Here is a 12,253-nt window from a genome sequence, read left to right as displayed (position 1 = left end):
GCGAATATTGCCCATAGTCTGGTATTCTATCGGGCTAGTAAACGCACTTAATTGCATAAGAATAATGCCTAAACACGACTCTCTTTGGTTGAAATCATTACGTTGGATCCAAAAACACTTAGTGCACACTATTGTGGTGCCTCAGGATCCCTTTGCCGATCTGAATCTGGATGCTTCCAGACCCCTTGTTTATGTGATGAAAACAGAATCCCTCAGTGACATCGCTGCTTTGAGCGAAATAACGGCTAAGTTAGGCTTACCAAGCCCTTATGAGCCTCTAGTGGCTAATGGTGTGACTGCGCCTCGGGTTGTCTGTCTTCAAGGACGTAAGCCACTGTTTGGCGAACGTGCTGGTAATGAGCCTTTCCTCGAATGCTTTATGCGTTTGTTAGCCGTGCATAAGGAACGTCCTGAATTAGATATTCAACTGGTACCCGTGAGCCTGTATTGGGGCCGAACGCCAGGGAAAGAAGACGACACTATGAAGGCGGCCGTATTTGAGCGGGAAAACCCGACTTGGCTGCGCAAGTGCTTGATGATTCTGTTCTTAGGTCGACATAACTTCGTGCAGTTTTCGAATGCCGTATCCCTGCGTTACATGGCTGACGAACATGGCACCGACATGGGGATTGCCCATAAGTTAGCACGGGTTGCGCGCGTGCATTTCCGTCGTCAACGTAAGGTAATGACAGGGCCTGTGCTGCCAAACCGCCAAGCACTGTTTCATTCGTTACTCAAATCTGAGTCGCTGCGCAAAGCGATTCAAGAAGAAGCCGCCAGTAAAAAGATTTCTGAGACCCAAGCGCGCGAGACGGCTATTGAGTATCTCGATGAAATCGCTGCCGATTACTCAGACAGTTTAGTGCGTATTGCCGAGCGTTTTTTAACTTGGCTGTGGAACAAGCTTTACAGCGGGATCAACATTAAAGGCGCCGAGCAAGTTCGGCAGTTACACCACGATGGCCACGAGATTGTTTATGTGCCTTGCCATCGCAGCCACATGGATTACCTGCTGTTATCGTATATTTTGTATTATCAAGGCATGGTTCCGCCGCACATTGCTGCCGGCATTAACCTCAATTTCTGGCCCGCGGGACCTATGTTCCGTCGCGGTGGTGCCTTCTTCATCCGCCGTAGTTTTAATGGCAACAAGCTGTACACCGCAGTATTTCGTGAGTATTTAGACCAGCTGTTTGCTAAAGGTTATTCGGTGGAATACTTCTCCGAAGGTGGTCGTTCACGTACTGGCCGTCTGTTGGCGCCGAAAACTGGCATGATCGCCATGACGATGAACAGCGTACTGCGCGGTATTGAACGTCCTGTCACGCTCGTGCCTGTGTATTTAGGCTATGACCATGTGATGGAAGTGGCGACTTACCATAAAGAGTTAAGCGGTAAGAAAAAGAAAAAAGAATCTGTGTGGCAGGTGTTCGGTGCCATTCGCAAATTAGGTAATTTTGGCCAAGGTTATGTGAATTTTGGCGAGCCTATTACCCTGCAAAATTTCTTAAATGAGCGTGCGCCAAACTGGCGTGCTGAGTTGGCCGATGATCCCGAGCAGAAACCAAGTTGGTTAACGCCAGCGGTAAACGTGCTGGCTAATCGGGTGATGACGCGTATCAATGATGCCGCAGCCGCGAGTTCGGTGACTTTGACTAGCTTAGTTTTACTGGCGACAGATCAAAACGCCTTAGAACGTAGTCTGCTGGAGCGTCAGCTTGATTTGTATCTGACCCTACTCAAAAAAGTGCCTTATACTTCTTATACATCTGTTGCCGAAGGTGATGGTAAGCATTTAGTGCAGCAAGGTTTAGAGCTGAACAAGTTTGTTGTTAGTGCCGATCCTTTAGGGGAAATAGTGTCTATCGAAGCGAGTCAGGCTGTGTCTATGACTTACTATCGTAACAATATCATTCACTTATTTATTGTTCCTTCATTAATTGCGAGTTGTTTAACCCATAATGAACAGATTCTGCGCCAGCAAGTGGTTTCAATCGTTGCCGATTTTTATCCACTGCTGAAAGCCGAACTCTTCATGGGAATTAAAGACTTACCAGCCTATGTTGAGCAAGTGCTGGATTTCCTGATTGGGCAAGGTTTAGTGGTTGAGACAGATACTTTAGCTGTCGTGCCTGAGCACTCAAGCCAATTATTGTTGTTAGCCAGTTCAGTGAGTGAAACTCTGCAACGCTACGCTATTATTTTCAATCTGTTAGCGAACAGACCTAAGATGGAGCGCTCAGAACTTGAGTCTGAGAGCCATTTACTTGCCCAGCGTTTAGGGGCTTTACATGGTATTACCGCGCCTGAGTTCTACGATAAAAAACTCTACGGTACTTTGAGCGTGAAGCTCAAAGAATTGGGATATCTGGCGGATAGTGAAGATAAGTCCAATATCAATCGCATACGAGATCAGGCCAATAGCTTATTACGTCCGTCAGTGAGACAAACGATAGTGGCGAGTGTCACCGCGGAGCACACAGTTTAATGGCAAATCATATGAATGCGGCTAAGCATAAGCCCGCAGGTAAGTCCTTGCTTGGTGGTGCCATGATTATTGCTGGCACGACCGTAGGTGCTGGGATGTTTTCTCTGCCCGTGGTCGGTGCAGGTATGTGGTTTGGCTATTCGATTTTGATGTTATTGGGCATTTGGTTTTGCATGTTGATGTCGGGTTTATTGTTGCTCGAAACCAATTTACATTTCGAACCCGGTGCTAGCTTCGATACCTTAAGCAAGCAAACTCTTGGGCAGTTTTGGCGGATAGTGAACGGCGTTTCTATCGCTTTCGTGTTGTATATTTTGACCTATGCCTATATCAGCGGCGGTGGTTCGATTGTGAATCACAGCTTGCAGGGCATGGGAATTGAGTTACCGCAAAGTGTGGCAGGGCTGGTGTTCGCCATAGTATTGGCGAGCATAGTATTGATCAGTACTAAAGCCGTGGATCGGATTACCACGATTATGCTCGGCGGTATGATCATTACCTTCTTCCTCGCGATCGGCAATTTATTGATCGAAATTGATGTGACTAAGTTGCTCGAACCCGATGGTAATAACAGCTTTTCACCTTATCTGTGGGCGGCGCTGCCCTTTGGTCTCGCCAGTTTTGGTTACCATGGTAACGTTCCCAGCTTAGTGAAGTATTACGGCAAAGATTCCTCCACCATTATCAAGGCGATTTTCGTCGGCACCTTTATCGCACTGGTGATTTATGCCTGTTGGTTAGTGGCAACTATGGGCAATATTCCCCGCAGCCAGTTTATCGACATTATTGCCCAAGGCGGCAATATGGGTGTGTTGGTGGGCGCTTTGTCTGAGGTGATGGCGAGTAGCTGGTTAAACAGTATGTTGACCCTGTTTGCTAACTTAGCCGTGGCTTCATCTTTCTTAGGGGTGACCTTAGGTCTGTTCGATTATCTTGCCGATTTATTTGGTTTTGATGATTCACGCTCTGGCCGAATGAAAACCGCGTTAGTGACCTTTGTGCCGCCAACGATTTTAGGATTACTGTTTCCCGATGGCTTCTTAGTAGCGATTGGCTTTGCGGCATTAGCGGCGACAGTGTGGGCGGTAATCGTCCCGGCGCTGATGGCCTATAAATCGCGGCAGTTGTTCCCCGATAGCACAGGTTTTAGAGTGATAGGCGGTACACCGCTGATTATTCTTGTGGTGTTATTTGGCATAGTCACGGGTGCATGTCATCTGCTCGCGATGGCAAATTTACTGCCGCAATATTCCTAATTTGTTGTGATGATTTAAGCCCTCCATGTGAGGGCTTTTTTGTCTTTAGCGGTTGAGTTTTGTCTTACAGATCTTTTTAACCTGAATACTGGACAGAAATACAAACTCAGGCTTAACTCGAATGATTGTTAAAACAAAGGAGCCAATAATGAAAATGACTCAGTACGCACAAGGACATGCATGTTGGGTTGAACTTGCAAGCCATGATTGGCAGGGAGCTACAGCATTTTACCAAGCGTTATTTGGTTGGAACTCGGTCGAAATGCCGATCCCTGAAGGTCACTTTTCGCTATTTAATTTAGCGGGAGATGACTTAGGCGCCATGTATCAAATCCCTGAGTCAGAAGCACATATCCCCAGCCACTGGCGTATCTACTTTGCCGTCGATGATATGGATGCCAGCATTGCAGCGATTCAAGCGGCGGGCGGCCAAGTGCACATGGGGCCGCATATTGTGGGTGATGCGGGCGTGATGGCGCAGGTCAGCGATCCTGAAGGCGCACGTTTTGCCTTATGGCAAGCGAAGAACCACATTGGTGCTCGCCGTCAGGGTGAACTCAATACCCTTTGCTGGGTTGAGCTGGCTTGCAAAGAGCCGCGTACTGAAGAAGCCTTTTACTGCAAAATCTTCCCTTGGACCAACATGCCAAGTGACATGCCTGACATTGAATACTCAGAATGGCAGCTTGATGGTCAATCCATCGGCGGTATGATGACGATAATGCCTGAATGGGGCGACATTTCTCCCCACTGGCTGCTCTATTTTGTGGTGGCGGATTGCGATGCGTTTGCTGAGAAAGCCCAAAGCTTAGGCGCGCAAGTGTGCATTCCGCCTAGTGATATCCCTGATGTGGGACGATTTTCTGTCATTGCTGACGCCCAAGGCGCTACCTTTGCGGTGATCAAGCTTAATCAGATGTGACAGCCATATTAAGGACTGTCATTAAGGTTAAAGACGGCGACGCTAAATCGCCGTTTTTTTTATTTGTCTAACTATTTGTTTAATTAGCGTTATCAATCATGATTGTTTCAGGGCAGGAGCCTTTTGAGGCCTTGTTGGCTTTGGCGAGTAGGCTAGGTAAGGAGTCAGAGGTTTTAATGACTTCGGGCAAGTTAATGCGGATTTCACTTAGTAATCCCTTGCCACATTCAAGACTCATTTTAGTGTGAGCGCCTTGACCGAAGCTGCTATCAAAACTTTGGTTTAACTCACTTTTACTGACACTCTTACCTATGTTGTCATGAATAAATTTTTGTACCCATGCCGAGGCATTGACCGCTTGGGTCAGCTGGGTTGCCAATAAAAAGTACTCGTTAGGGTCTTGGCTACGGCAAGTGCCGTGTTTCCACCATTCGTGGCGTTCTAAACAGGTGCCATATTGGGCGCTTGGCATGACTTCTTCTAAATTTTTGCGCACCGATGGATTCAGTTCAAACTCTGGATAAGTACAGAAATCATTCGGTTGCAGTTTGACTGTGCTGCAATAGCCATATCGCGTGCCGCATTGTTGTTTATTCGGCCACAGTCCGTGCAGGCTGAAGTGTTGCCATTGGCTCGCTTCTGGCGTTTGGCTGAGGGCGCGACATTCGGCTTTACGGCGGCCATAGAGTTCACAAAAGGTGCTTTGCCAGCTTAATGCGAGCACGTTAGCATCGAATTCACCACCAATTTGGCATTGATTCCCTTGGCGTTTCTCTGGGGTACCATGCTCTTTAAGGCTATCTCGGTTTTTTGCTTTGATGTCTGATGCCGTGGTGGTTTGCGCCGGTTCCGCCGCCGTTGCAGGTGTTGATAAATTACTGCCAGCAACATTAGATAGATATTGACCACAATCGCCGCTGATCCAACGCATGGGAGACTTCACCGCATTGGTGCGCACTCTTAGCCAATCAGGTTTAGCGCTATTGCCGAGGATTTCAAGTACAGGGTAGCGCTCACCAATATTGCTCTGCCATTGGTCTGGATTCGTCTGCTTATTTTTCGATTGAAATAGCTCACAGCGTTTGTCGGCAACGAATTCACCGGTTGCGGGTGCGGCAAAGGCGGGTGCTGTAATGATGAGCGCAGCGCATAAACCGAATGCGGCAAGTAATGCGCGTGATGGGGTTTTAAGGGAAAGTGCTTGCGGCCATATCCGGCTGATAGTTAAAAAAAATGACTTGGTCATGTGATGGGATCCTTCCTACGGCAGTGAATTGAGTCAATTCTGTGTGGCACTGAGTCAATGGTACACATAAGCGCTATAAACTTAGAGGCTTATTTTACTCAGAGTTGTGTATGGCACTGTTGCAAAATTAGATTTTTAATCTGATTGAATGAAAAAATCCCCTTAAACTTTAATGGTTTGAGGGGATTTTTATCGGTGTTCTAGCGCCGTACACTCAATTACGCCGCGTCTTTCTTTAATTTACGCGAATAAATCAGTAGATAAAGCGCGGGTAGTACAAACAGTGACAGTAATGGGGCCGTAACCATGCCGCCGACCATAGGTGCGGCAATTTTCTGCATCACATCGTTACCCGATCCTGCACCCCACATAATGGGGAGTAGACCGAAGAAGATGGTCGCTACTGTCATGGCTTTGGGGCGGATCCGCATAACGGCACCTTCAATTAAAGCTTCTTTGAGATCGGTAACTGTATGGTAGTTATTCTTCTCTTGCCTGTGCTTAATGGCATTATTAAGGTAAATCAGCATGATTACCCCAAACTCCGCGGCAACGCCCGCCAAAGCAATCATACCGACTGCGACGGCGACTGAGATGTTGTAATCCAGTAGATACAATAGCCAAGTGCTGCCGACCAGCGCGAATGGGAGGCTGAGCATGATAATACTCGCCTGCAAAGTAGAGCCAAATGTCATCATCAACAGGATGAATATCACACCTAAGGCCATAGGGATCACTTGCTTCAGTTTTGCATCTACCCGTTGCATATATTCATACTGGCCTGCGAAGGTATAGCTGTAGCGCGGGGGCACTTTAAGTTCGGTAGTTAATGCTTGCTTGGCAGTAGTAATGTATTCGCCGATAGACGTGCCTTCAATATCTATAAACACCCAAGAGATTAAGCGACCATTTTCACTGGTGAGCATAGGTGCGCCATCGGTGATTTCGATATCCGCTAAATTTCGCAGTGGTAGATAATTTCCCGATTTAGTGATCACAGGGAGTTCGCGTAGCTTCTCAATATTATCGCGTAGCTCACGGGGATAACGTAGGTTGATGGGATAACGCTCAGCCCCTTGTACCGATTCACCAATATCCATACCGCCAATGGCGTAACGCACTACATCTTGAATATCCTGCAATGACATACCGTAACGTGCGGCCACATCGAGTTTGGGGGTGATATCGATATAACGCCCACCGCCACTGCGTTCGGCATAGGCCGACTTAGTGTGTGGCACTCTACTGAGGATGGCCTCTATTTCTGCCCCTAGACTTTGCAGCTCATTCACATCGGCTCCGGTGATCTTGATGCCAACGGGGGTTTTTATCCCAGTCGAGAGCATATCGATACGGGTTTTGATGGGTTGCACCCAAGCATTGGTGAGTCCTGGCACTTTCACCGTTTGTTGCAGTTGAGCGATGATGCCATTTAAGGTCATGCCCTCGCGCCATTCTTCATGGGGTTTAAGCATGATGGTGGTTTCGAGCATAGTTAACGGTGCGGGATCGGTCGCAGTCTCGGCGCGGCCCACCTTACCAAATACGCGGGCGACTTCGGGGACGGTTTTGATCAAACGATCGGTTTGCTGTAACACTTCGGCGGCTTTGCCCGCACTGAGTCCTGGTAACGCGGTTGGCATGTAGAGTAAATCGCCTTCTTCTAACTCGGGCATAAACTCACTGCCCATGCGCGTCATCGGATACCAAGCGCTGACTAAGGCAATCAATGCTAATCCTAGGGTGATTTTAGGAAACCTAAGTACCAGATTAAGCGAGGGCTTATATAAAGCGATCAGCACGCGACTGATGGGATTTTTATGCTCACTCGGAATTTTTCCCCGAATAAAATAGCCCATTAAGACTGGCACTAATGTGATTGCTAATAATGCGGAAGCGGCCATAGCAAAGGATTTGGTATAGGCCAGCGGTGCAAATAAACGGCCTTCCTGCGCTTCGAGTGCGAACACAGGCACAAAGCTTAAGGTGATAATAATCAATGAGAAAAATAACGCAGGGCCGACTTCAATCGACGCTTCGGTGACGATTCGCCAATGTTCTTTAGTATCGGGTTCTCGGTTGTGTTCTGTGTGAAACTTTTCCAAATGTTTGTGCAGGTTTTCAATCATCACAATTGCGCCGTCCACCACTGCGCCTATGGCAATCGCGATACCCCCAAGACTCATAATGTTGGCATTCACCCCCATCTTATTCATTACGATAAAGGCAATCAGGATTGAAAGCGGCAGGGTAATGATGGCGACTAAGGTTGAGCGTGCATGCAGTAAAAACAGCAGACAGACCAGCCCTACGACCAGCATCTCTTCGACAACTTTGCTGAACAGGTTATCAACGGATTTTAGAATGAGTTGCGATCTGTCGTAGGTGGGGATGATTTCAACCCCATCGGGTAAACCAGCTTTCAGTTCTTCAAGCTTAGCTTTTACGGCATCAATCGTGGATAAAGCATTTTCGCCGTAGCGCATCACAATAATGCCGCCTACGACTTCACCTTCACCATCGAGTTCGGCTATACCGCGGCGTGAGGCCGGGCCTTTGCGCACGGTAGCAACATCTTTTAGTAATAGACCTGTGCCTGAAGGGCTGGTAATACCCAGTGGAATTTCACGGAAATCCTCAAGGGTTTGACGATAGCCTTTGGCGCGCACCATATACTCGGCTTCAGCCATTTCGATGACCGAGCCACCCGCTTCGCTATTAGATTTTTCTATCGCATCTTTAATGCTGGCGATATCCAGTTTATAGATCGCCATTTTGTCGGGTTCGAGTACGATCTGATAGGTCTGCTCCATGCCACCGACGGTTGCGACTTCAGACACGCCAGCCACGCTTTGTAGCTCTAATTTAAGATACCAGTCCTGCAGGCTTTTGAGCTGTGATAAATCTAAACTGCCGGAGCGATCGACCAACGCATATTCAAACACCCAACCCACACCTGAGGCATCGGGGCCAAGGGACGGTTGTACGCCTTGGGGTAAACGGCTACTGATCTGACTTAAGTATTCTAATACCCGTGAGCGCGCCCAGTAGATATCTGTGCCATCTTCGAAAATCACATAGACATAGGAGTCGCCGAACATGGAATAGCCACGTACCGTTTTGGCACCGGGTACAGCTAACATGGCGGTAGATAAAGGATAAGTGACTTGTTCTTCTACCAATTTAGGCGCTTGCCCAGGATAGGACGTTTTAATAATCACTTGCACATCCGACAGATCGGGCAATGCATCGAGTGGCGTTTTACGCAACTCTTGTACGCCCCAAACAGTGATCATGATGGCAATGATCAACACCATAAGTCGTTGTCTGATGGAGGCTTCGATAATGTACTTTAACATGATGCGCTCCTAGTGCTGATGACCGCTGCTTAAACGCATTAAGCTGCCCTTGAGGCTGGCTTCGGAGTCGAGTAAAAATTGCCCTGAGATCACCACGCGCTCGCCCTCGGTTAAGCCCGAGACAATCTCAGCTTTACCCTGACTCATCATGCCGACGGTCACGACTTTAGCGGCAAAACTATTGTCGTCTTGTTTGACTATCACGCGATTCTCTTTACCCGTTTGAATTAAGGCTTCCTGTGGGATCACTAGCGTGTCTTTATTGGGGCCGCCAAAAAGCGAGACCTTAGCTAGGGTTTTAGGTCTAAGGGAAACATGGGTGTTATTGAGCACAACACGCACTCGCAAGCTACGCGTGACAGGATCAAGTTCCGGATAGATATAATCTATAGTGCCTTTTATCCCGCTTAAGTTCATGGCGGGCACCGCCACTTCAGCCTGCTGGCCTTTGACTATCCAGCTTTGTTCATTTTCAAACACATCGGCTATGACCCATACCTGAGAGAGATCGACTAGCGACATCACTTCGGTGGATGGCTCAATATACATACCATCGCGGATAGACAGTGTTTCGACTACACCATCCTGTTGTGCATAAAAGGGTACCCGATATTGGGTTTGGCGCGAATTAGCTAATTGCTTGATTTGTTGCTCGTTAAATCCAAGGAATGACAGCCTTAAACCTGCTCTACGAACAAGATCTTGATATCTTTGGTTGCCCGACGTTTTGGCGGTATCTAAGGCAAGCAGATAATCATCCTGAGCATTGACTAAATCGGGTGAATAGATTTCATAGAGTAGCTGCCCTTTTTTGACTGTGTCTCCCATGGACTTAACCATCAGTTTTTCAACCCAACCCGTTACTCGCGCATGGATATGCGTTATTTGGCTTTCATCGTAATCCACTTGTCCAACGGTCTCGACAAATTTCCATAGCGTATCGCGCTCAACTTTGGCGACTTTTATGGCTAGCGCTTGCTGCATGCTGCCGGAAACATTGATATTGATTTCGTGAGTATCGCCACCCGTTTCGACTTTTTCTAAATTCATACCGCAGATAGGGCACGTACCGGGCACATCGCTGATGATGTGGGCATGCATAGGGCAAATGTATTTAGTTGTTTCTTCGCTGGTTTTTTTAACGAGATTGTTAGCCTTAGGGGTTGGTGTGTCGAATACTTGACTTGCCGCTTTCGTGGTCGAGGTGTGCGCATGGTCTGTCGCTAAGTGATCTGTATGTTGATGTTCAGCATGTGGATCTGCTGAATTAGTATCGGTGCCTTCCTTTTCAACTAAAAACATATTGCACTTAGGGCAGCGACCGGGTTCATGGCTGAGTATTTCCGGATGCATTGGACAAGTGTAAGTTTTTACTTGGTTTAGTTCGGTACTTTTCGGTGAATGATCTGTGGTCCCAGCTGTACCCGATGCGAAAACCTTTTCACTCGATAGTTGAGCATGGCTTAACGGTAATCCCAGCAGTAAGCTGCTTAGGATTAGTACGGCATTGGGTGCCTGCTTTTTTACGGTTTTAAATGGATTCATATGCCTCATCTCCAGCCTAGCTTAGTGGTGTTTGTGGGCGTTTTTTGCCGCACCTTCAGCTGGTTTTGCTTCTACTGCCTTTGTCTCTAAGTTCATACCACATTGAGGGCAAGTATCCTCTTTGCTGCCAGTCACGTCAGGGTGCATAGGGCAAACATGGGTATGGGCTTGTTCCTGTGGATTGGCATTGTCGTGTTGATGTGCGTGCGGCGCGGCCGTCACAACCCCGCTTGTGCTGGTCAGCAAGAATGCGATTAAGGCGAGATTAGTTAGTGTTTTCATATTATTCACTCCATCGGATTAGCGGCCGAATACGAGCGCATAAACGTCAGTGAGCACAGTGGATCAAAGCGGTTCGCTTCGATAGACGGATTGATACCACAATTTGGCATTCGGCTCAGTAATCAACGTTCTGCTAGACTCGGGTGCACGATTTAATGATAAGGCACCACAATAAACGGCTAAATAGGGCGTTAGCTTAGGGCTAACAGCATTGTCGTTTTAGCTTGGTCGTTTGGCTTTTTTAAGGGTTTATTTGCCCAATAAGCACAAAGTAGAGCTAGGCTATCGGTGGTTTAAAGGCCGAAGACAAAGAGATAGAGTGGAAATGAGGCATAGGAGTGGCCATTGCAGTATCGCTCATGCTCACACTTGGCCAGAGGTGTGGGCTAAATAGAGTGCCAGCGACTGAAATCGTCAAACAATGACCACAATCATTTGAACATGATGTGGTGCCATCACAGCAATGCTGTTTCGCGCCGGGAAGCATTTTATCGTTGCAGCAATCCGCGTTGGCCATTGAATGTGAGTCAGAACTGTTCTCCGTGTCCATCTGCATCATTGTAGCATGGTGCATTTGGGAGGAAACCTCATGATTCATCGCACTCATATCCATAGTGTGTGGCACCATGGCGTGACCATTAGACACGACACTTTGCCCGACGAGTGCGAGTAGAGTGAATATGACTAAAAAATAACGACCGAGTGTGTGATGCATAAGTCTTCCAAATGATGAACGGCTCGATTCTAGCATAGCGATGTTTAGCTGTAATGATTTAACTCACACTTCAGTTAACGCCTCAATTTAAATATCTAATTAATCTAAATTAGCAAATAGAATTTCTGACTCGAAGTTTTGTCTTCAACGGGCTTATCATGAATATGACTGCGTATTCTAAGAGACTCAAATTGATCGTAGAAAGTTTCATTTCGAACAGTATTATTCGGCTTACCTGCGTTTTACCATTTATTTCTGCTTCACTCTCAAGGTGCAATAAACATTGACGAGATCACATTTCTGTTTTCTAGAAAATAAATTTCTAGTTCTAGATTATCAAGGGGGAGCCTAACTATAAAAAATCGGTAACTTGCGATTATCGGGTGATTGCATTAGCTTTAGTTAAAGTGCATCACAGTTCAGCTAGCGGTTTTTACCAA

Annotated in this window: 8 protein-coding genes; 3 read left to right on the top strand and 5 right to left on the bottom strand. The window is 47.2% G+C overall.

The features are described 5' to 3' along the window. The first annotated feature begins 64 nt into the window (after positions 1 to 64). The 3 genes from plsB to L5L91_RS18205 all read left to right on the top strand — a co-directional run bounded on the left by plsB (position 65) and on the right by L5L91_RS18205 (position 4,666). Positions 65 to 2,488: a glycerol-3-phosphate 1-O-acyltransferase PlsB gene (gene plsB, locus L5L91_RS18215; protein WP_105250638.1), complete on the top strand. Its 2,424-nt coding sequence runs from the start codon at positions 65 to 67 to the stop codon at positions 2,486 to 2,488. Then, complete coding sequence (mtr, locus tag L5L91_RS18210) at positions 2,488 to 3,744, top strand: tryptophan permease (RefSeq protein ID WP_173497974.1); 1,257 nt, start codon at positions 2,488 to 2,490, stop codon at positions 3,742 to 3,744. The genes plsB and mtr overlap by 1 nt, the downstream gene beginning before the upstream one ends. A gap of 148 nt (positions 3,745 to 3,892) precedes the next feature. Then, the gene (locus L5L91_RS18205) at positions 3,893 to 4,666 is read left to right on the top strand and encodes a VOC family protein (RefSeq protein WP_198572397.1); all 774 of its coding nucleotides are present in this window, start codon (positions 3,893 to 3,895) and stop codon (positions 4,664 to 4,666) included. Between the two features lie 79 nt (positions 4,667 to 4,745). Here the strand turns inward: L5L91_RS18205 and L5L91_RS18200 are convergent, their stop codons facing one another. From L5L91_RS18200 to L5L91_RS18180, 5 genes are all read right to left on the bottom strand, one after another. Then, complete coding sequence (locus tag L5L91_RS18200) at positions 4,746 to 5,912, bottom strand: ribonuclease T2 (RefSeq protein WP_263237364.1); 1,167 nt, start codon at positions 5,910 to 5,912, stop codon at positions 4,746 to 4,748. 218 nt (positions 5,913 to 6,130) lie between these two features. Next, positions 6,131 to 9,271, bottom strand: coding sequence for an efflux RND transporter permease subunit (locus tag L5L91_RS18195; protein WP_263237362.1), 3,141 nt, complete (start codon positions 9,269 to 9,271; stop codon positions 6,131 to 6,133). A gap of 9 nt (positions 9,272 to 9,280) precedes the next feature. Then, complete coding sequence (locus L5L91_RS18190) at positions 9,281 to 10,816, bottom strand: efflux RND transporter periplasmic adaptor subunit (protein ID WP_263237360.1); 1,536 nt, start codon at positions 10,814 to 10,816, stop codon at positions 9,281 to 9,283. A gap of 21 nt (positions 10,817 to 10,837) precedes the next feature. After that, entirely contained in the window at positions 10,838 to 11,098 is a 261-nt protein-coding gene (locus L5L91_RS18185) for a heavy metal-binding domain-containing protein (RefSeq protein WP_263237359.1), read from the bottom strand. A gap of 277 nt (positions 11,099 to 11,375) precedes the next feature. Next, entirely contained in the window at positions 11,376 to 11,813 is a 438-nt protein-coding gene (locus L5L91_RS18180) for a hypothetical protein (protein ID WP_168827238.1), read from the bottom strand. Positions 11,814 to 12,253 lie beyond the last annotated feature (440 nt).

It is taken from the genome of Shewanella sp. SM55, assembly GCF_025654025.1.
GTDB classification, from domain to species: Bacteria; Pseudomonadota; Gammaproteobacteria; order Enterobacterales; family Shewanellaceae; genus Shewanella; species Shewanella oncorhynchi.
Note: the sequence above shows the minus strand (reverse complement) of the source record. Positions and strands in the feature narration are given on the sequence as shown.

Bases quoted from the DNA above. Each gene is read 5' to 3' on its own strand.
- L5L91_RS18180 (WP_168827238.1), bottom strand. From the start codon at position 11,813: ATGCATCACACACTCGGTCGTTATTTTTTAGTCATATTCACTCTACTC.
- L5L91_RS18200 (WP_263237364.1), bottom strand. From the start codon at position 5,912: ATGACCAAGTCATTTTTTTTAACTATCAGCCGGATATGGCCGCAAGCA.
- plsB (WP_105250638.1), top strand. From the start codon at position 65: ATGCCTAAACACGACTCTCTTTGGTTGAAATCATTACGTTGGATCCAA.
- L5L91_RS18185 (WP_263237359.1), bottom strand. From the start codon at position 11,098: ATGAAAACACTAACTAATCTCGCCTTAATCGCATTCTTGCTGACCAGC.
- L5L91_RS18190 (WP_263237360.1), bottom strand. From the start codon at position 10,816: ATGAATCCATTTAAAACCGTAAAAAAGCAGGCACCCAATGCCGTACTA.
- mtr (WP_173497974.1), top strand. From the start codon at position 2,488: ATGGCAAATCATATGAATGCGGCTAAGCATAAGCCCGCAGGTAAGTCC.
- L5L91_RS18205 (WP_198572397.1), top strand. From the start codon at position 3,893: ATGAAAATGACTCAGTACGCACAAGGACATGCATGTTGGGTTGAACTT.
- L5L91_RS18195 (WP_263237362.1), bottom strand. From the start codon at position 9,271: ATGTTAAAGTACATTATCGAAGCCTCCATCAGACAACGACTTATGGTG.